23 protein-coding genes are annotated in these 19,399 nt (G+C 71.8%); 20 read left to right on the forward strand and 3 right to left on the reverse strand.

Going from position 1 to position 19,399, the window contains the following annotated elements:
• Positions 1-18: 18 nt before the first annotated feature.
• Positions 19-531, forward strand: a complete 513-nt coding sequence (locus ACIRNI_RS30455; protein ID WP_403556401.1) for a hypothetical protein — start codon at positions 19-21, stop codon at positions 529-531.
• 1 nt (position 532) lies between these two features.
• Here ACIRNI_RS30455 and ACIRNI_RS30460 read toward each other — a convergent pair whose 3' ends face one another.
• Positions 533-952, reverse strand: coding sequence for a PLD nuclease N-terminal domain-containing protein (locus ACIRNI_RS30460; protein ID WP_403556403.1), 420 nt, complete (start codon positions 950-952; stop codon positions 533-535).
• An 89-nt stretch (positions 953-1,041) separates the two neighbouring features.
• On the opposite strand from ACIRNI_RS30460, the gene ACIRNI_RS30465 reads away from it, so the two are divergent.
• The 3 genes from ACIRNI_RS30465 (at position 1,042) to mqnP (ending at position 3,939) form a co-directional block, all read left to right on the forward strand.
• Entirely contained in the window at positions 1,042-2,493 is a 1,452-nt protein-coding gene (locus ACIRNI_RS30465; RefSeq protein ID WP_356644764.1) for a menaquinone biosynthesis decarboxylase, read from the forward strand.
• A gap of 76 nt (positions 2,494-2,569) precedes the next feature.
• Entirely contained in the window at positions 2,570-3,040 is a 471-nt protein-coding gene (locus ACIRNI_RS30470) for a hypothetical protein (protein ID WP_403556405.1), read from the forward strand.
• Positions 3,040-3,939 carry a menaquinone biosynthesis prenyltransferase MqnP gene (gene mqnP / locus ACIRNI_RS30475; RefSeq protein ID WP_403556407.1) on the forward strand — a complete coding sequence of 300 codons (900 nt, stop codon included), beginning with the start codon at positions 3,040-3,042 and terminating at the stop codon, positions 3,937-3,939. Before ACIRNI_RS30470 ends, mqnP begins: the two co-directional genes overlap by 1 nt.
• Here the strand turns inward: mqnP and ACIRNI_RS30480 are convergent.
• Positions 3,929-4,546 carry a rhomboid family intramembrane serine protease gene (locus ACIRNI_RS30480; protein ID WP_403556409.1) on the reverse strand — a complete coding sequence of 206 codons (618 nt, stop codon included), beginning with the start codon at positions 4,544-4,546 and terminating at the stop codon, positions 3,929-3,931. The two genes, mqnP and ACIRNI_RS30480, sit on opposite strands and share 11 nt — an antisense overlap.
• Before the next feature lie 95 nt (positions 4,547-4,641).
• Between ACIRNI_RS30480 and ACIRNI_RS30485 the strand changes: the two genes are divergently transcribed.
• The 11 genes from ACIRNI_RS30485 (at position 4,642) to ACIRNI_RS30535 (ending at position 13,642) form a co-directional block, all read left to right on the forward strand.
• Complete coding sequence (locus tag ACIRNI_RS30485) at positions 4,642-5,316, forward strand: UbiX family flavin prenyltransferase (protein ID WP_403556411.1); 675 nt, start codon at positions 4,642-4,644, stop codon at positions 5,314-5,316.
• Between the two features lie 105 nt (positions 5,317-5,421).
• Positions 5,422-5,874, forward strand: a complete 453-nt coding sequence (locus ACIRNI_RS30490) for an Lrp/AsnC family transcriptional regulator (protein ID WP_355362763.1) — start codon at positions 5,422-5,424, stop codon at positions 5,872-5,874.
• Positions 5,875-5,924: 50 nt separating this feature from the next.
• Entirely contained in the window at positions 5,925-7,088 is a 1,164-nt protein-coding gene (mqnE, locus tag ACIRNI_RS30495) for an aminofutalosine synthase MqnE (RefSeq protein WP_403556413.1), read from the forward strand.
• 28 nt (positions 7,089-7,116) lie between these two features.
• Complete coding sequence (locus tag ACIRNI_RS30500; RefSeq protein WP_403556415.1) at positions 7,117-7,764, forward strand: UdgX family uracil-DNA binding protein; 648 nt, start codon at positions 7,117-7,119, stop codon at positions 7,762-7,764.
• A 19-nt stretch (positions 7,765-7,783) separates the two neighbouring features.
• Positions 7,784-8,329, forward strand: a complete 546-nt coding sequence (locus tag ACIRNI_RS30505; protein WP_403556417.1) for a GNAT family N-acetyltransferase — start codon at positions 7,784-7,786, stop codon at positions 8,327-8,329.
• Positions 8,330-8,451: 122 nt separating this feature from the next.
• On the forward strand, positions 8,452-8,706 hold the full coding sequence (locus ACIRNI_RS30510) for a DUF4229 domain-containing protein (protein WP_403556475.1): 255 nt from the start codon (positions 8,452-8,454) through the stop codon (positions 8,704-8,706).
• Positions 8,707-9,040: 334 nt separating this feature from the next.
• On the forward strand, positions 9,041-10,387 hold the full coding sequence (locus ACIRNI_RS30515; RefSeq protein WP_403556419.1) for a dicarboxylate/amino acid:cation symporter: 1,347 nt from the start codon (positions 9,041-9,043) through the stop codon (positions 10,385-10,387).
• Between the two features lie 120 nt (positions 10,388-10,507).
• Positions 10,508-11,125, forward strand: a complete 618-nt coding sequence (locus ACIRNI_RS30520) for a TetR/AcrR family transcriptional regulator (RefSeq protein WP_403556477.1) — start codon at positions 10,508-10,510, stop codon at positions 11,123-11,125.
• A gap of 115 nt (positions 11,126-11,240) precedes the next feature.
• Positions 11,241-11,855: an antibiotic biosynthesis monooxygenase gene (locus ACIRNI_RS30525; RefSeq protein ID WP_403556421.1), complete on the forward strand. Its 615-nt coding sequence runs from the start codon at positions 11,241-11,243 to the stop codon at positions 11,853-11,855.
• 119 nt (positions 11,856-11,974) lie between these two features.
• Positions 11,975-12,427, forward strand: a complete 453-nt coding sequence (locus ACIRNI_RS30530) for an NUDIX hydrolase (protein WP_403556423.1) — start codon at positions 11,975-11,977, stop codon at positions 12,425-12,427.
• Positions 12,428-12,436: 9 nt separating this feature from the next.
• Positions 12,437-13,642 carry a CapA family protein gene (locus ACIRNI_RS30535; protein WP_403556425.1) on the forward strand — a complete coding sequence of 402 codons (1,206 nt, stop codon included), beginning with the start codon at positions 12,437-12,439 and terminating at the stop codon, positions 13,640-13,642.
• A 27-nt stretch (positions 13,643-13,669) separates the two neighbouring features.
• On the opposite strand, the gene ACIRNI_RS30540 is transcribed toward ACIRNI_RS30535, so the two are convergent.
• Positions 13,670-13,873: a cold-shock protein gene (locus ACIRNI_RS30540; protein ID WP_003967102.1), complete on the reverse strand. Its 204-nt coding sequence runs from the start codon at positions 13,871-13,873 to the stop codon at positions 13,670-13,672.
• Between the two features lie 261 nt (positions 13,874-14,134).
• Here ACIRNI_RS30540 and ACIRNI_RS30545 point away from each other — a divergent pair, with 261 nt between their 5' ends.
• The 5 genes from ACIRNI_RS30545 to ACIRNI_RS30565 all read left to right on the forward strand — a co-directional run bounded on the left by ACIRNI_RS30545 (position 14,135) and on the right by ACIRNI_RS30565 (position 19,399).
• Complete coding sequence (locus ACIRNI_RS30545; RefSeq protein WP_403556427.1) at positions 14,135-15,022, forward strand: menaquinone biosynthetic enzyme MqnA/MqnD family protein; 888 nt, start codon at positions 14,135-14,137, stop codon at positions 15,020-15,022.
• A gap of 168 nt (positions 15,023-15,190) precedes the next feature.
• A complete protein-coding gene (locus ACIRNI_RS30550; RefSeq protein WP_403556429.1) occupies positions 15,191-16,783 on the forward strand; it encodes a serine/threonine-protein kinase in 1,593 nt (530 codons plus the stop codon).
• 83 nt (positions 16,784-16,866) lie between these two features.
• Complete coding sequence (gene mqnC, locus ACIRNI_RS30555) at positions 16,867-18,066, forward strand: cyclic dehypoxanthinyl futalosine synthase (protein WP_355362785.1); 1,200 nt, start codon at positions 16,867-16,869, stop codon at positions 18,064-18,066.
• A gap of 7 nt (positions 18,067-18,073) precedes the next feature.
• Entirely contained in the window at positions 18,074-18,673 is a 600-nt protein-coding gene (locus ACIRNI_RS30560) for a hypothetical protein (RefSeq protein ID WP_355362787.1), read from the forward strand.
• A 30-nt stretch (positions 18,674-18,703) separates the two neighbouring features.
• Positions 18,704-19,399 (forward strand): demethylmenaquinone methyltransferase, encoded by a 696-nt coding sequence (locus ACIRNI_RS30565; protein WP_403556431.1) that lies wholly within the window; start codon positions 18,704-18,706, stop codon positions 19,397-19,399.

Genomic DNA, 19,399 nt, shown 5'->3' on the forward strand with positions numbered 1-19,399 from the left:
CCGCGCGAGGCTGGAGGTATGGCTGATCCCATACCTCCCGGTACGAGCGAGACCCATGGCGACACCCACACCGTGCGGTTCACGGTTCCGCTGCCGCACCCCGTGGAGCGCGTCTGGCCTGCCATCTCCACCCCGGGCGGCCTGCGCGGCTGGCTGGCCGAGCCCAAGGCGCTGGAGCCGCACCTCGGCGGCACGGCCATCCTGCGCTGGCCCACCAGCGACACCGTCGCCACCGGCACGGTCACCGCGTGGGACGTCGAGCGCATCGTCGAGTACACGCTCGACGTGTACGGCCGCGTCCGCCTGCACCTGGAGCGGGGCGAGGCGCCCGACACGACGGTGCTGCGGTTCCTGAACGAGTTCCGCGGCACGGACGACCGGCGGATCGACCGCCTGGCCGGCTGGCACGACCGCTTCGCGTACCTCGTCGGCGCGCTGGACGGCAGGCCGGCCGACTGGTCCTCCTGGTCGCGCGAGCGCTGGCAGGACCTGCGCGACCGGTACGAGGCCCGCGACTACGGCGCGACCTAGATCAGGGCTTCTTCGGGTCGTCGTCCTCGTCCTGGTCGGCCTTCTTGAGCTCCTCCTCGCGGCGGCGCAGGTCGGCCTCCCAGTCCTTCAGGAGGGCTTCGTCCTTCACGTTTTCAGAAGACGCGGCCTCGTCGCGCAGGGACTTCAGGAACTCGGGGTTGTCGTCCGGGGCGACCCACTGGGCGCGGTGGGTGCGGTAGCCCTGTGAAAAGGGCGAGGGCGTGCGGCCGCCGGCCGGGGCGCGGCGCAGCTTGCCGGCCGCGAACCAGACGATCGGGCCGACGATCCAGAAGAGCAGGATGATGAAGATCCAGGCCACCTTGGGGAGGTGCTTCGCCTCGTCCTCCGGCGTGTTCAGGCAGTCGATGAACGCGTAGATCGTCAACGCCAGCGGCAGGATGTACAGCAGTGCCCTGAGCATGGGGAACAGCTCCCTGGAAGCATCGGCGGGCCGCGTTTCGACAGCCCCGGTGACATGGCCAGAGTAGCCGGTGACCGATACTGGACCCCATGGCTTACGACGATCTCCGCTCGCTGCTCAGGGCACTGGAGCGCGAAGGCGACCTCAAGCGCATCAAGGCCGAAGTCGACCCCCATCTGGAGGTCGGGGAGATCGTGGACCGGGTCCAGAAGTCCGGTGGCCCGGCCCTGCTCTTCGAGAACGTGCGCGGGTCGGCGATGCCGCTCGCGATGAACGTCTTCGGGACGGACCGCCGCCTGCTGAAGGCGCTGGGCCTGAAGTCGTACGACGAGATCAGCGCGAAGATCGGCGGCCTGCTGCGGCCCGAGCTGCCGCACGGCTTCGTGGGGGTGCGCGAGGCGTTCGGCAAGCTCGGCGCGATGGCGCACGTGCCACCGAAGAAGGTCAAGGACGCGCCCGTGCAGGAGGTCGTGCTGCGCGGGGACGACGTCGACCTGGACATGCTCCCGGCGCTCTTCACGTGGCCCAAGGACGGCGGGTCCTTCTTCAACCTGGGGCTGACGCACACCAAGCACCCCGAGAACGGCATCCGCAACCTCGGCCTGTACCGGCTCCAGCGCCACGACAAGCGCACCATCGGCATGCACTGGCAGATCCACAAGGACAGCCGCAACCACTACCAGGTCGCCGCGCGGCGCGGGGAGCGGCTGCCGGTCGCCATCGCGTTCGGGGCGCCTCCGGCGGTGACGTACGCCTCGACCGCCCCGCTGCCGGAGGACATCGACGAGTACCTGTTCGCGGGCTTCCTCCAGGGCAAGCGGATCGAGATGGTCGACTGCAAGACCGTGCCGCTGCAGGTGCCGGCGCAGGCGGAGGTCGTCCTGGAGGGCTGGCTGGAGCCGGGGGAGATGCTCCCCGAGGGGCCGTTCGGCGACCACACCGGCTTCTACACCCCGCAGGAGCCGTTCCCGGCGCTGACGATCGACTGCGTGACGATGCGGAAGCGTCCGCTGCTCCAGTCCATCGTGGTGGGCCGCCCGCCGACGGAGGATGGGCCGCTGGGGCGGGCGACGGAGCGTTTCTTCCTGCCCCTGCTCAAGATCATCGTGCCGGACATCGTGGACTACCACCTGCCGGAGTCGGGCGGCTTCCACAACTGCGCGATCGTCTCGATCGAGAAGAAGTACCCGAAGCACGCGCAGAAGGTCATGCACGCCATCTGGGGCGCGCACATGATGTCGCTGACCAAGCTCATCGTGATCGTCGACGCCGACTGCGACGTCCGCAACATGCACGAGGTGTCGTGGCGGGCGCTCGGCAACACCGACTACGCCCGTGACCTGACGGTCGTCGAGGGCCCGGTCGACCACCTCGACCACGCGTCGTACCAGCAGTTCTGGGGCGGCAAGGCGGGCATCGACGCCACCAAGAAGTGGCCCGAGGAGGGCTACACGCGCGACGGCGGCTGGCCGGACATGGTGGAGTCCGACCCGGCGACGGCGGCGCTGGTGGACCGCCGCTGGAAGGAGTACGGACTGTGAGGGCGAGTGTGACCATGGGCGTCAGGGCCGGGGCGGCTTGTCCCCGCCGACGCGGGGGTGTTCCGGGGTACGGGCTGTGAGCCCGATCGCGATGGGCGGTCCGGCCCTCTTCATCGGCAGCGACACCGACTACGTGGCGCTGGTGCGCCCGGAGCTCGACCCGGCCGACGCCGGGGTCCAGCGGGCCGCCGCCGAGGCGGGTGTCGCGCCCGAGGAGTTCGCGGGCGCGGGCGACCTGTGGGCCGTCCTGGTCGAGAGCGGCGGCGAGGGCGACGGCTTCGAGCTGCCCGGCGTGCGCGACGCCGAGCCTGCCGACTTCGCGGAGCGGCTGCGCGCCGAGCTGGCCGCCGCATCCGGGCCGTTCAGCGTCGACGGCGGCGCCGTACTGCGTCTGGACGCCCGTCCGGCCGGCGCGGACGCCTACGCCTTCACGGCGTACGTCACCCCGCCCGACGACCCCGAGACCACGCTGACCGTGGAGACCGGGCCGCTGCCCGTGGCCGCACTGCTGGCCGACCTCGACGCGTTCCTCGGGAGCCTGGCGTGATGGCGACCACCGCGCCGAAGCCGGCCGGCGGCGGCATCAAGGCGTTCCTGCGGCTCGTGATGATCGAGCACTCGGTCTTCGCGCTGCCCTTCGCCTACATCGCCTCCCTCACCGCGATGTACGAGGCCGACCGCACCGTCCACTGGGTCGAGCTGCTGCTGGTCACGGTCGCGATGGTGGGCCTGCGCACCTTCGCCATGGCCTGCAACCGGATCATCGACCGCGAGATCGACGCCCGCAATCCGCGCACGGCGGGCCGCGAGCTGGTCACCGGCGCGGTGTCCGTCCGCTCCGCCTGGACCGGCGCGCTGGTGGCCCTGGTCGTCTTCCTGGGCGCGGCGGCGCTGCTCAACCCGCTGTGCCTGGCGCTGGCACCGCTCGCCGTCGTACCGATGGTCGTCTATCCGTACGGCAAGCGCTTCACGAACTTCCCGCACGCGATCCTGGGCCTGGCGCAGGCCATCGGCCCGGTCGGCGCGTGGCTCGCGGTCACCGGGGCGTGGTCGTGGGACGCGGTGATCCTGGGCCTCGCCGTCGGCGTCTGGATCGGCGGCTTCGACCTGATCTTCGCCTGCCAGGACGTCCAGGCCGACCGCGCCCACGGCGTCATGTCGGTCCCGGCCCGCTTCGGCATCCCGGCGGCGCTGTACGGCGCGCGCGCCTCGCACGGGGTGACCACCGCGCTGCTGGTCTGGTACGCGCTGGCCACCGACGCGGGCGCCTTCTTCTGGCTGGGCCTGGTCGTCGTGGCGGTCGCCTTCCTCTACGAGCACACGATCGTGCGGCCGCACGACCTGTCGCGGCTGAACAGGGCGTTCTTCACGGTCAACGGCTTCATCGGGATCGCGCTGTTCGTGTGCGCGCTGGTGGACCTGGCGGTGCGGGGCCTCAGGGTGTGATCGCCGCCGCCCTGCGCGTACGCCTGCGGAACACGAACGCCGCCGCCACGCCCGCCAGGAGGCCGAAGAGGTGGCCCTGCCAGCTGACGCCCGACTGGGTCGGGGATATGCCCAGCAGGATCGAGCTGCCCCAGATCGCGCCTATGACCAGCCCGACGCCGATGTCCAGCGGCTTGCGGTCCACGAAGCCGCGCACCAGCAGGTAGCCGAAGAGGCCGAAGATCAGGCCGGAGGCGCCCGCCGTGACGCTGTACGACGGGGAGACGAGCCATACGCCGAGCCCGTCGACGACCACGATGAGCGCGGCGACGGCGAGGAAGCGGCGGATGCCGCCGAGCGCGGCGAGGAAGCCGAAGACCAGCAGCGGCACCGTGTTCGCCGCGACGTGGGGGAAGCCGAAGTGGAGGAACGCCGCCGGGACGAGGTCGCGCAGCTCGGCGGTCTCGCGCGGGGTGATGCCGTACGTGTCGAGGGCGTGCCCGGTCGCGAGGTCCACGGCCTCCAGGACCCACAGCAGCGCCACCCAGGCGAGGATCAGCTGCGCGGCCGCCTTGGCCCGGCCGGCGCCACGCCGTTGGATAGTGCCCTGCCCCGTCGTACGCGCCATGGCGGCCCCCTGCGGTCTCGCACGCTTCCACCTCGGCAAACGTCCGGGGCACCTTACCGAGTTCCGCACCCGCCGGGCCGGATAGGCTCGGGCGCATGACTGTCGGCAAGCGCGTTCCCTGGGTCGTCGGGGTGTCCGGGGCTTCGGGGACCCCGTACGCCGCCGCCGTGCTGCGCGGGCTTCTGGCGGCGGGGGAGAGCGTGGACCTGGTGGTGTCCCGGGCGTCGCGGCTGACGCTGCTGGACGAGACGGGGATCGCCTTCCGCGACGCGCACTGGCGCCAGGACCTGGCGGAGTGGCTGGCGCGGGGCGCGGACGGGAAGCCCGGTACCTTCCGGGACGTCGACGTGGCGGACGTACGCCACTGGGCGGCCGGCGACCTGGCCGCGGGGCCGTCGTCGGGCTCGTACCCCGTCAAGGGGATGCTGATCGTGCCCGCGTCGACCGCCTGCGTGGCGGGGGTGGCGCTCGGGCTGTCGAAGGACCTGCTGCAGCGCGCGGCGAGCGTGACGCTGAAGGAGCGGCGCAGGCTCGTGGTCGCGGTGCGCGAGACCCCGCTGAACGGCCAGACGCTGAAGCACCTGGTGGCGCTGGACGAGGCGGGCGCGGTCGTGCTCCCGGCCTCCCCGGCGTTCTACGCGGGGGCGACGCACATCCAGGACCTGGTGGACTTCGTCGCGGGCCGGGTGCTGGACGCGGCGGGAGTCCCGCACGGGCTGTACCGCCGGTGGAAGGGCGAGCTCGGTGGTGGCTCGCGTGATGGTGATTAGCGCCTGCGGGCGCTCGGGGAAGATCCGTACGGGGCGCCGACCCCGCATGCCTTAGATTGACACTCAAACGCGCGGTTTCGCTGACCAATGGAAGGCTTCAGGCATATGGACGCCGTGGATAGGCAGCTCATCCAGGCCCTGCGGGAGAACGGCAGGGCCTCGTACGCCGAGCTCGGCCGGCTCGTCGGGCTCTCCGGGCCCTCCGTCACCGACCGCATCAACCGCCTGGAGGCGGCGGGCGTCATCACCGGCTACCGCGCCACCGTCGACTCCGCCTCGCTCGGCCTCGGCGTGACGGCGCTGATCGGCATCTCGCTCTCCGACGCAGCCGACCACGAGGACGTGGCCCGCCGGCTGAAGGACCTGGCGGAGATCGAGGACTGCTGGTTCATCGCGGGCGACGACTCGTACATGCTCAAGGTGCGCGCGACGGACGTCGACGGCCTGGAGAAGACCATCCGCCGCCTGTCGGGCACGAAGGGCGTCTCCCGTACGCGGACGACGATCGTGCTGTCGACGAAGTGGGAGAACCGGGTCGGCGATCTGCCGGAGGAATAGGGCGAGTACGGTGGTGGAGCCCGATTGACACACGTATGGGAGGCATCCGTATGGACGCGGGGCTCAAGCGCGAGCTGGAGGAGAAGGTCCGGTCCGGGGAGCGGCTGACCCGCGAGGACGGCATCGCCCTCTACGAGTCGGACGACCTGGCCTGGCTCGGCGGCCTCGCCCACGAGGTGCGGACGCGCAAGAACGGTGACGTGGTCCACTTCAACGTCAACCGGCACCTCAACATGACGAACGTGTGCACGGCGTCGTGCGCGTACTGCTCGTTCCAGCGCAAGCCGGGCGAGAAGGACGCGTACACCATGCGCATCGAGGAGGCCGTCCGCCTCGCCAAGGCGATGGAGAACGACAACCTCACCGAGCTGCACATCGTCAACGGGCTCCACCCCAACCTGCCGTGGCGCTACTACCCGCGCTCGCTCAGCGAGCTGAAGAAGGCGCTGCCGAACGTCTCCCTCAAGGCCTTCACGGCCACCGAGATCCACCACTTCGAGACGATCTCCGGGCTGTCCGCCTCCGAGATCCTCGACGAGCTGATCGACGCCGGTCTCGAGTCCCTGACCGGTGGCGGCGCGGAGATCTTCGACTGGGAAGTGCGCCAGCACATCGTGGACCACCGCACCCACTGGGAGGACTGGTCCCGCATCCACCGGCTCGCGCACGAGAAGGGGCTCAAGACCCCCTGCACGATGCTGTACGGCCACATCGAGGAGCCGCGCCACCGCGTGGACCACGTGCTGCGGCTGCGGGAGCTCCAGGACGAGACCGGCGGCTTCCAGGTCTTCATCCCGCTGCGCTACCAGCACGACTTCGTGGACATGAAGGACGGCAAGATCCGCAACCGCCTCCAGGCGCGGACCACCATGGCGACGGGCGCCGAGGCGCTGAAGACCTTCGCGGTCTCGCGGCTGCTCTTCGACAACGTCCCGCACGTCAAGGTCTTCTGGGTCATGCACGGCGTGCAGACGGCGCAGCTGGCGCTCCAGCACGGCGCGGACGACATGGACGGCTCGGTCGTCGAGTACAAGATCACGCATGACGCGGACAACTACGGCACGCCCAACAAGCTGAGCCGCGAGGACCTGCTGGAGCTGATCCGGGACGCCGGATTCCGCCCGGTGGAGCGCAACACCCGGTACGAGATCATCCGCGAGTACCCCGGCCCGGACGCGGACCGCCGCGAGTCGCCGCAGCCGATGCGCGTCTGACGCGCCGCCCCACGGGTACCCGGGGGCCATGGCTCACACCAAGGCCCCCGAGGACGCGTACGACGCCGGGCCGTTCGTGCCGGCGGGCGCGGACATCGAGGCGGTGCGCGCGGCGGCCGCCGGATGCCGGGGCTGCCCGCTGCACCGGGACGCCACGCAGACGGTGTTCGGCGCGGGGAACCCGCACGCGCGCGTGATGCTCGTCGGCGAGCAGCCCGGCGACCAGGAGGACCGGCAGGGCGCGCCCTTCGTGGGGCCCGCCGGGAAGCTCCTGGACCGGGCGCTGGACGAGGCGGGCATCGACCCCGACGACACGTACACCACCAACGCCGTCAAGCACTTCAAGTTCGAGATCGTCCCCGAGCGCGGCAAGCGCCGCATCCACAAGTCGCCCGGCCTGCGCGAGATGACCGCCTGCAAGCCGTGGCTCGACGCCGAGATGCGGCTCGTCGACCCCGAGGTCGTCGTGGCGCTCGGCGCGACCGCCGGGAAGGCGCTGCTGGGCTCGGGCTTCCGGGTGACCAAGCAGCGCGGCATGCTCCTGCCCTACGAGGACCGGGGCGAGAGCCTGCTCGCCACCATCCACCCGTCCGCCGTGCTGCGCGCCGACGACCGCGAGGCGGTCTACGCGGGCCTGGTGTCCGACCTGCGGATCGCCGCCCGGGCGCTCGGCTGAGGCGTTTATCGTCGAAGGCATGCCGCTGACCTTCGTTCTCGACCCGCGCATCGAGCCCGCCCTGCGCGACGGCGTCCTCGCCCTGTGGGCGGACGTCACCAACGCCGGCGGCGCCGTCGGCTTCGTACCGCCCGTGACGACCGACGACATCCTGCCCCAGTGGGTGAGCCAGCTCGCCGCGCTGGAGGCCGGCCGGATGCGGCTGCTGGCCGGATACGACGAGGACGGCGCGCTCGCCGCCACGGCCTTCGTCTCGTACAACACGCACCGGCTGATGCAGCACTGGGTGTGGGTCTACACGGTGATGGTGCACCCCAAGCACCAGGGCAAGGGGTACGGGCGCGCGCTGATGGCGGCGGTCGAGGAGGCGGTGCGCGGCTTCGACGGCATCGAGGCGATACGGCTGGCGTGCCGCGGCGGCACCGGCGCCGACCGGTTCTACGCCGCCTGCGGGTACCAGGAGGTGGGGCGCGTGCCCGGCGCGATCCGGGTCGCGGAGGGCGACGACCGCGACGACGTCATCATGTACCTGCCGCTTCAGCCCGCCGGGGCGCTCACCCCGTGAAGTGATCGATCCGGCACGTGCTTCACTGGATGAGCACGTAAGCGAAGAGAGCAGAGCAGGAAGAAGGAAGGCCCGCCGTGTCCGCTGCCGCCTGGACGAGCGCCACCATCCGCTACACCCTGATGCGCTTCGGCATCTTCGCCGGCTGCTTCCTCGCTCTGTGGGGCGCGGTGTACGTCGGTGTGCTGCCGCGCGGGCTCGGCGACTCGAACCTGCTGTGGGTGCTCCTGCTGTCGATCGTGATGTCCGGGCCGCTCAGCTTCGTGCTGCTGCGCAAGCAGCGGGACGCGATGTCCGCGCAGATCGCCCCGAAGGTGGACACCGTGAAGGCCCGGCTGGAGGCCAACCGGTCCCAGGAGGACGCCACCGCGCAGTGAGGTGGCTCCAGTGAAGTAGCTCACGCGACCCTGACACCCCCCGTGCCGAAGCAGCGCTTCGGGCGGGGGTGTTGGCGTTCCGCCGACGCCTCATCCCAAAGAAGTGCTTTGAGGCTCTCAAAGTACAAGTGTTAACGTGTTCGACGTGAAGACAGCTGTGCGCCTCCCCGAAGCCATGAGCCCCCCGCTCGTGGCGCGCCTGCATGTCGACCTCTGCCGCTGTATGTCCGCGGTCTGTTGCCGCGAAATCTGACCCGGCATCATGCAGCGGCGCCGCCGGAAGGCGTGTGCGCCGCACCCCCGTCCGTATTCCCCCGATACGCCCTACTGGAGTGTGTCCGTGTCCGCGTCCGCGAGCACCGAAACCCCCGCCCAGCGCGCCTCCCGCATACCCAAGGTGCCCTTCTGGGTCCAGATCGTCGCCGGTCTCGTCCTCGGCGTCGTCCTCGGCTGGATCACCCGCAGCTACGACGTGCAGTGGCTGCACACCACCCTCGACAAGGTCGGCCACATCTTCGTCCAGCTGCTGAAGCTGGCCGTCGCCCCGCTCGTCTTCTTCGCGATCCTGGTGTCCATCACCAACCTGCGCAAGGTCAACAACGCGGCCCGGCTGGCCGGCCGCACCCTGCTCTGGTTCATGATCACGTCGCTGATCGCCGTGGCCATCGGCCTGGTACTCGGCCTGCTCACCAACCCGGGCGCGGGCACCGGCCTGACCCCGAAGGACGGCAAGCTGCCCGAGAAGGCCGGCTCCTGGCTGGACTTCCTCACCGGCATCATCCCGACGGACGTCATCACGCCCTTCACCGAGCTGAACGTCCTGCAGATCGTCTTCATGGCCGCCGTCGCCGGCATCGCCGCGCTGAAGCTCGGTGAGAAGGCCCAGCCGATCCTCACCCTCAGCGAGTCCGTCCTGGAGCTGCTCCAGAAGGCCCTGTGGTGGGTCATCCGCCTCGCGCCGGTCGGCACCGTCGGCCTCATCGGGTACGCCATCGCCGAGTACGGCTGGGACCTGATCGGCAAGTACGCCACCTTCACCGCCGACATCTACATCGGCTGCGCGCTGGTGCTCTTCGGCGTCTACCCGCTGCTGCTGGCGACCGTCGCCAAGGTCAACCCGGTCCAGTTCTTCAAGGGCGCCTGGCCCGCCATCCAGCTGGCCTTCGTCTCCCGCTCCTCGGTCGGCACCATGCCGGTCACGGTCAAGGTCACCGAGCGCCTGGGCGTGCCGAAGGAGTACACCTCCTTCGCCGTGCCGTTCGGCGCCACGACGAAGATGGACGGCTGCGCCGCCATCTACCCGGCGCTCGCCGCGATCTTCATCGCGCAGATCTTCGACGTCCAGCTGGGCATCCAGGACTACCTGATGATCGCCTTCGTCTCGGTCGTCGGCTCCGCCGCCACCGCGGGCCTCACCGGCGCGACGGTCATGCTGACGCTGACCCTCTCCGCGCTGGGTCTGCCGCTGGAGGGCGTGGGCCTGCTGATGGCGATCGACCCGGTCCTCGACATGATGCGTACGGCCACGAACGTCGCCGGCCAGGCGCTCGTCCCGGTCGTCGTCGCCGCCCGCGAGAAGATCCTGGACCTCGACGCGTACAACTCCGCCTCGGGCTCGCCCGTGGATGAGCGCGAGGTGCGCGAGGCCGAGCAGAAGGTGGCCGTGCCGGTCGCCGCGTAACGCCTCCCCGATCTCCCCAAGTGCCCCCGGTCCGTCCTCGGACCGGGGGCACTTAGGCTGTGCGCCACCGGAAAACAGGAGGTGGGGGCCGTGAAGGGCACGGGTGCGAGGCCGAAGCGGATGCCGCGGGCCGTGCGCGAGCAGCAGATGATGGACGCGGCGGTACGGACCTTCGGGCAGCGCGGCTACCGGGCGGCCTCCATGGACGAGATAGCCGAACTGGCGGGCGTGTCCAAGCCCTTGGTGTACCTCTACCTGAACTCCAAGGAGGAGCTCTTCACGGCGTGCATCCGCCGGGAGGCCGCCGCCCTCATCGCGGCCGTCCGCGCCGCCGTACGGCCCGGGCTGCCGGCCGACCGCCAACTGTGGGCGGGGCTCACGGCGTTCTTCACGCACACCGCCGAGAACCCGGACGGCTGGGCGATCCTGCACCGGCAGGCGCGTACGCACGGGGAGCCGTTCGCGGGGGAGGTGGCCGCGATGCGCGCCGACATCACGGCCTTCGTGACGGGCCTGATCGGGGTGGCGGCGTGCGAGGCGCGACAGGAACCGTCGTTCGGGGAGCGGGACGCGGCGGGCCTCGCCCAGGCGCTGGTCGGCGCGGCCGAGTCGCTCGCCGGGTGGGCCAACGAGACACCGGGCGTCTGCGCGACGGAGGCGGCGGCGACGCTGATGAACTTCGCCTGGACCGGGCTCGGGAACCTCATGGAGGGGGAGCGTTGGTCACCGTCCCGGTGAGGCCGGCCCGGCGGGACCGCCCGGTGAGCCGCTCACCCGAACGCCCGCGCCCCCTTGCCGCCCGCCCGTACCGGCTTTCGCATGGACCGGAGGACCCCAGCGGAGAAAGGGCGCCATGTTCGTTCGTACGACGTATGCGACGGGAGATCCGGCCAAGCTCGACGAGGCCGTGCGGAAGATGACCTCGGAAGGCAGGCAGGCGCTGGAGCGCGAGCCCGGCTTCCGGGGCGCGGGCCTGTTCGCGGACCGGGAGGTCGGCAAGCTGCTGACCGGCACGTGGTGGGAGGACGAGGAGGCCCTGCGCGCGAGCGCCGAGCGGATGGGCGAGCTGCGCACCCGGATGCTGGCGCCCTTCGCGACGACCCTGACCGTCGACACCTGGGAGGCGGCGGTCGCGACGCGCCCCGAGTCGGTCGGTGAAGGGGCCCGCTTCCGGATGATCCGGCTGCGGTTCGACCCGTCGCGCGCGGACGACCTGGTCGACGCCTTCGAGAACGGCGCGCTGCCCAAGCTCCAGCAGATGCCGGGCTTCCAGGGCGGGGCCCTGCTCATGGACCGCGCCGCGGGCGAGGGCCAGGTGGGCGCGATCTACGCCGACCAGGAGAGCCTCGTGGCGTCCCGGGGTCCCGTCGCCGTGCTGCGCGGCCAGGCGGCGAGCAAGACGGGCGCGACGGTGCGGTCGGTCGAGGAGTTCGAGGCGGTCATGGTGACGTCCCGCCCGCCGTCCTGAGGCAGGAGCAGGCAGGGGCAGGCGTGCGCGTACGGTACGCCTGGGCGGGTCGGGAGCGGACACTTCCGGCCCAGGCCACCGGCCCCCGGCCCCAGGTCTCGACGGAAGGACCGACCCCCATGCGCATACCCCGGCGCGCCGCACGCGTGGCCGTCGTCGACCCCGACGGCGCCGTCTTCCTCTTCCGGTACGACAACGAAGAGGTCGGCCCCCACTGGGCCATGCCCGGCGGCGGCCTGGAGCCCGGCGAGAGCCCGCGCGAGGGCGCCCTGCGCGAGCTGCGCGAGGAGACCGGCTGGACCGACCTCGAACCGGGGCGGCTCCTGGGCACCTGGGAGCACGACTTCACCCGCGCCGGGATCGCGGTCCGCCAGCACGAGCACCTCTACCTCGCCCACGGGCCGCGCCGGGAGCCGGACGACGAATCCGCCGGTGCCCGCACCGACGACAAGATCCTCGGGTGGCGCTGGTGGAGCCCCGCCGAGCTCGCCGCCACCGGCGACGCGCTCTGGCCGCCGTACCTCTCCGACCTGCTGGAGGGGCAGCGGGAGAGCGACGGGGCGCGGCAGTAGCGTGGAAGCATGCGCGGGGACACGCTGACGCTGTTCCTCTGCGGCGATGTGATGCTCGGGCGCGGCGTCGACCAGATCCTCCCCCACCCCTCGGACCCCACCCTGTGGGAGGAGTACATCCGCGACGCCCGTGCCTACGTCGAGCTCGCCGAGGCGGCGAGCGGCCCGATCCCGCGGCCGGTCGACCCGGCCTGGCCGTGGGGCGACGCCCTGGCGGTGCTCGACGCCGTCTCGCCGCACGCCCGCATCGTGAACCTGGAGACCAGCGTCACGCGCAGCGACGACCGCGAGCGCGACAAGGCGGTCCTCTACCGCATGAGCCCCGACAACCTGCCCTGCCTCGCCGCCGCCCGCCCCGACGTCTGCGTGCTCGCCAACAACCACGTGCTCGACTTCGGGCGGCGCGGCCTGGAGGAGACGCTCGACTCGCTGGCCGGGGCGGGCCTGCGGACGGCGGGCGCCGGCCGGACCGCGGCCGAGGCGCGCCGCCCCGCCGTCGTCCCCGTGCCCGGCGGCGGCCGGGTGCTGGTCTTCGCCCTGGCCATGCCCTCCAGCGGCGTCCCCCCGGCATGGGCGGCCGACGAGGACCGGCCGGGCGTCCACTACGTCGCCGAGCCCTCGGACGCCGCCGCGGCCGCGCTCGCCCGCCGCGTCCGGGAGGTGAAGCGGCCGGGCGACGTGGCCGTCGTCTCCGTCCACTGGGGCTCGAACTGGGGCTACGGCGTCGCCCGCGCCCAGTCCCGGTTCGCCCACGCGCTGGTCGACGCCGGCGTCGACCTCGTCCACGGGCACTCCTCGCACCACCCCCGCTCGCTGGAGCTGTACCGGGACCACCTGGTCCTGTACGGCTGCGGGGACTTCGTCGACGACTACGAGGGCATCACCGGCTACGAGCAGTACCGCGACGACCTGCGCCTGGCGTACTTCGCCTCGGTGGAGCCGGACACCGGCCGCCTCACCGGTCTGCGGATGGCGGTCCTGCGCCCCCGGCGGATGAGCCTGCGGCCCGCGACGGGCGCCGACCGCACCTGGCTGCAGGCGACCCTCGACCGGATCAGCCGCCCGTACGGGGTGCGCGTCGTGGCGGACGAGCAGGGCCTGCGGGACCTGCGGGCGCTGCCCGCGGAGCGCCGGCGGGAAACGAGCGGGAAAAAAGGCAGGAGCCCCTTCCCGCGACCGCCTGGTCACGGGAAGAGACTCCTTGGGTACTGCTAAGTCGTGCGCGATCGCCGACCCGGGCAACTAGGCCGGGGTGACGTTCTCCGCCTGCGGGCCCTTGGGGCCCTGGGTGACGTCGAAGTTCACGACCTGGTTCTCCTCGAGAGAGCGGAAACCAGAGGCGTTGATCGCGGAGTAGTGTACGAAGACATCCGGGCCGCCGCCGTCCTGGGCGATGAAGCCGAAGCCCTTTTCAGCGTTGAACCACTTGACGGTTCCGGTAGCCATAAGCCCTCCTATGGGCCAAAGGGTTGCCCTGCTCCAGAACCTGCAAAGAAGTCTGAAAACTACAAAAGCCTGCGGGTCACATGCTCCGCAGGCTCTGTACTGCAAGGGAAACCAAACTGCAACTTGCGCCGAGCCTAGCACGCACCAACCGGGAAGCGGTAGAGGTAAAGATCACTTCACTCGGATGTTTGAACCTTTCACCGACGCTGACGCCGTGCACCCCCTGACACGCGCCGCGCGGCGCGGGTCTAGCCTCGCGATGTGGACAATTCAACCGACTGTCACCACGGGCAGCAGCAGCGACAGCGGCCGAACCGGCCGCGCGTCGGTCACATTCAGTTCCTGAACTGCATGCCCCTGTACTGGGGCCTCGCCCGTACCGGAACGCTTCTCGATCTCGAGCTCACGAAGGACACCCCGGAGAAGCTCAGCGAGCGGCTGGTGGACGGCGATCTCGACATCGCTCCGATCACCCTCGTCGAGTTCCTGCGCAACGCCGAGGACCTCGTCGCCTTCCCCGACCTCGCGGTCGGCTGCGACGGCCCCGTCATGTCCTGCGTGATCGTCTCGCAGCGGCCGCTGGAGGAGCTGGACGGGGCGCGCGTCGCGCTCGGCTCGACCTCCCGTACGTCCGTGCGCCTGGCGCAGCTGCTGCTCGCCGAGCGGTACGGCGTGGCGCCCGACTACTACACCTGCCCGCCCGACCTCGGCCTGATGATGCGCGAGGCGGACGCGGCCGTCCTCATCGGGGACGCGGCGCTGCGCGCCTCGCTGCAGGACGCGCCGCGCCTCGGCCTTCACGTCCACGACCTGGGGCAGATGTGGAAGGAATGGACGGGGCTGCCGTTCGTCTTCGCGGTCTGGGCGGTGCGCAAGGAATATCTGGCGCGCGAGCCGGAAGTGACGCGTCTGGTGCACGAGGCGTTTCTGGCCTCGCGCGACCTGTCGCTGGAGGAGGTCACGAAGGTGGCCGAACAGGCGGCGCGCTGGGAGACCTTCGACGCGGCGCTGCTGGAGCGGTATTTCACGACGCTCGACTTCCGTTTGGGGGCGGAACAGCTGGCGGGTGTACGCGAGTTCGCGCGCCGGACCGGCCCGACGACCGGCTTTCCCCCGGATGTGCGAGTCGAGTTGCTGCGTACGGAGTGACCGAGTGGCGGAGTGGCGGAGTGGCGAGTGACCGCGTGACCGAGTGACATTTCCGGGAAACCCGCGGGAATTCGCGGCTCCGGAATCCCCGTCCCCGCCGAATCGCCGCCCCTCTACCCTGCTGTCGACGGCACAGGGGAACGCGGCGTACGGGAACGGGGGACTCGCATGCAGTCGTTGGAAGCCGGCGAGCCGGGGGCCATCGGCCCGTACCGGCTGCTCGGCCGGCTCGGGGCCGGCGGCATGGGGCGGGTGTACCTCGCGCGCAGCGAGGGCGGCCGTACGGTCGCCGTGAAGGTCGTGCACCCGCACTTCGCGCTGGACGACGAGTTCCGGGCGCGGTTCCGGCGCGAGGTGGAAGCGGCGCGGCGCGTGGGGGCGCGGTGGACCGCGCCGGTCCTCGACGCGGACCCGGAGGCGCCCGTGCCCTGGGTCGCGACGGCGTACGTCGCCGGGCCCTCGCTCGCCCGCGCGGTCACCGAACACGGCCTGCTTCCTCCGCACTCGGTACGGGCGCTGGGCGCCGGGCTCGCGGAGGCACTGGCGGCCGTGCACGGGCTCGGGCTCGTCCACCGCGACGTGAAGCCGTCGAACGTCCTGCTGGCCGTCGAGGGGCCGCGCCTCATCGACTTCGGCATCGCCCGCGCGACGGACGGCACCGCGTCCCTCACCTCCACCGGCGTGTCCGTCGGGTCGCCCGGCTACATGGCGCCCGAGCAGATCCTCGGCAAGGGCGCGAGCGGCGCGGCGGACGTCTTCTCGCTGGGCGCGGTGCTCGCGTACGCGGCGACCGGCAAGCCGCCGTTCCCCGGCGACTCCTCGGCGGCGCTGCTCTACAAGGTCGTCCACGAGCAGCCCGAGCTCGGCGGCCCCCTCACCGGCGAGCTGCGGAACCTGGTCGCGGCGTGCCTGGCCAAGGACCCGGCCGCCCGGCCCGCGCCGGCGGAGGTGGCCCGGCGGCTGGCCCCGGACGGGGCGGCCGCGCTGGTCGAGGGCGGCTGGCTGCCGGGCCCGCTGGTGGCGGAGCTCAGCCGGGAGGCGGTCCGGCTGCTGGACCTGGAGCCGGCGGCGACGGACCCGGCCGGGGCGCGGTCGGGGCCGGTGCCGTTCACCGGCCCGGTGGTCGGACCCCCGCCGCCGGGCGCGGCGCCCGCCTCGCCGGGTGGCCCCGCGGACGGGCCGCTCGGCGTGTTCGGGCCGCCCCTCGACCCCGTGCCGCCCACCGCGCGCCGCGGCCGCCGGCTCAGCTGCACGGTCGCCCTCACGGTCGCGGGGGCCCTCGCGGCAGTGACGGTGGGCGGCGCGTTCCTGATGGACCTCCTGCCCGGGCAGGGCGGCGACAGGGGCAACGCGGCCAAGCCCCCGGCGAAGGACTCAGCGCCGCCCTCCTCCGTACCGAAGGAGTTCCTCGGCACCTGGAAGGGGCCCACCCAGGAGGCCAACGGCCTGCCGCACGGCGAGCTGACGGCCGTCTTCAGCCGGGGAGGCACCGGTCAGGACGTGGTCCGGATGACCACCACCCTCTCCGTCCTCACCACGACCGTCGAGTGCCACAGCGTCGGCAGGCTCATCGCCGCCACGCCGCGCGCACTCACCGTGGTGGACCGTACGGACCCGGCCAAGCCCGGGTCACCGGGCCTGTGCACCGGCAGCTCCGCCACGCTGACCTTCACCCTCGACGCCGACGGCACCCTCGCCTACCGGTCCGACGAGGCGGCGGCGGGACGGCCCACCGGCACCCTGACCAAGGCGGGCGGGTGAGCCGGGCGTAGGCTGGTTCGGTCCGTACTGAAGCCCCTGAAGTGCCCCTGAAGCCCTGTAAAACCGCCGAAAGGTGAGATCCGGTGACCGAGAAGGCCGACCTCCAGTCCGTCCTGGACCGCGCCGCCGAGGGTGGGCGGATCACCCCCGAGGAGGCGCTCGACCTCTACCGGTCGGCCCCGCTGCACGCCCTCGGCGCGGCGGCGGACGCGGTGCGGCGGCGCCGCTACGCCGGTACGGAGCACATCGCGACGTACATCATCGAGCGCAACATCAACTACACGAACGTATGTGTCACGGCGTGCAAGTTCTGCGCCTTCTACGCGCCGCCGAAGGACACCGCCAAGGGCTGGACGCGCGACCTCGACGACATCCTGCGGCGCTGCGCGGAAACGGTGGAGCTCGGCGGCACGCAGATCATGTTCCAGGGCGGACACCACCCGGACTACGGCGTGGAGTACTACGAGAAGCACTTCGCGGCCATCAAGAAGGAGTTCCCGCAGCTCGTCATCCACTCCCTCGGGGCCTCCGAGGTCGAGCACATGGCGCGCATCTCGGGCGTCTCCGTCGAGGAGGCCATCACCCGCATCCACGCCGCCGGCCTCGACTCCTTCGCGGGCGCCGGCGCCGAGCTGCTGCCCGAGCGGCCGCGCAAGGCCATCGCCCCGCTCAAGGAGTCCGGCGAGCGATGGCTGGAGATCATGGAGATCGCGCACAACCTCGGCGTGGAGTCCACCTCCACGATGCTCATGGGGACCGGCGAGACCAACGCCGAGCGCATCGAGCACCTGCGCATGATCCGTGACGTGCAGGACCGGACGGGCGGCTTCCGCGCCTTCATCCCGTACACGTACCAGCCCGAGAACAACCACCTGAAGGGCCGCACGCAGGCCACGCTCTTCGAGTACCTGCGCATGATCGCCGTCGCGCGGCTGTTCATGGACAACATCGCCCACATCCAGGGCTCCTGGCTGACCACCGGCAAGGAGATCGGCCAGCTGACCCTGCACTACGGCGCGGACGACCTCGGTTCGATCATGCTGGAGGAGAACGTCGTCTCGTCGGCGGGCGCCAAGCACCGCTCCAACCTGCGCGAGATGATCGACATGATCCGCACCGCCGACCGCGTACCGGCGCAGCGCACGACGACGTACGAGCACATCGTCGTCCACGACGACCCGGCGAACGACCCGGTCGACGACCGCGTCGCCTCGCACATCTCCTCCACCGCGATCGCGGGCGGCACGGCCCACCCCGAGCTCAAGCTGCTGAACGCCAACTGAGCCCGTCATGCTGACGATCCACGTAGCCGAGGCCACGCCGGAGGCGGCCGTCCTGGTCGACGGCGCGTCCCTCGCCGCCATCGGCCCGTACGAGGAACTGGCCGCCGTCCGTCCCACCGCACGGGTGCGGCGGTGGCCCGGCATCCTCACGCCCGGGCTGCTCAACCCGTACGGGCCCGAGATCCTGGAGCACACCTACCACCCCGACCCGCGCGAGGCGGCCGAGTTCGGCACCGAGCCGATCACCGGCGAGCGCGCGCGGGCCCTCTTCCGTGCCGACCCCTCCCGGCTGGGCGCCAGCGCCCGGCGCGGGGTGCAGCGGCTGCTGGCGCACGGCACGGTCGCCGTCGCCGGTGAACTGCGCGGCCGGGCCGCCCTGGACGCGGTACGGCGGGCCGGGCTCGCCATGGCGGGCCGCCCGGCGACCCTGCGGGGGCCCGTGTCGTTCTCCCCGGTACCGCTGGTGCTGCTGCCGGCCCTGGCCCCGGGCGGGCCCGCCCGGTTCGCGGTGTTCGACGTCCCCGACCGCGCGGAGCTCGTTCGGCGCGGGGCCTCGACCTGCGTGGCCACGGTGATCGGCGGACGGCTGGTGCACCGGCGCGCGTAGCGCCGGCGGGGCGCCTGCTTGAATGGGGGCGTGACCCGCGCATCCCTGGACAAGCAGCCGCACGAAGTCGCCTCGATGTTCGACGACGTCGCGGCCAACTACGACCTGACGAACGACGTGCTCTCGCTGGGCCAGGACCGGCGGTGGCGCAAGGAGGTCGCCAAGGCGGTCGACGCCCGGCCCGGCCAGAAGGTCCTCGACCTCGCGGCGGGCACCGGCACCTCCTCGCTGCCCTTCGCCCGGGCCGGCGCGTACGTCGTGCCGTGCGACTTCTCGCTCGGCATGCTCCGCGAGGGCAAGCGCCGCCACCCGTGGCTGCCGCTGACGGCGGGCGACGCGACGAAGCTGCCCTTCCGGGACGAGGCCTTCGACGCGGTCACCATCTCCTTCGGGCTGCGCAACGTCCACGACACGGACGCCGCGCTGCGCGAGCTGTACCGGGTGACCAAGCCGGGCGGACGCGTCGTCATCTGCGAGTTCTCCCACCCGACGTGGGCGCCCTTCCGGACGGTGTACGAGGAGTACCTGATGCGCGCGCTGCCGCCGGTCGCCCGCGCCGTCTCGTCCAACCCGGACGCGTACGTCTACCTCGCCGAGTCCATCCAGAGCTGGCCCGAGCAGGCCGAGCTGGCCCGGCTGCTCCAGAAGGCCGGCTGGTCGAAGGTGGCCTGGCGCGATCTGACGGGCGGCATCGTGGCCCTGCACCGGGGCGTCAAGGCGGCCTGA

It is taken from the genome of Streptomyces sp. NPDC093546 (assembly GCF_044765045.1).
In the GTDB taxonomy this organism is placed as follows: domain Bacteria; phylum Actinomycetota; class Actinomycetes; order Streptomycetales; family Streptomycetaceae; genus Streptomyces.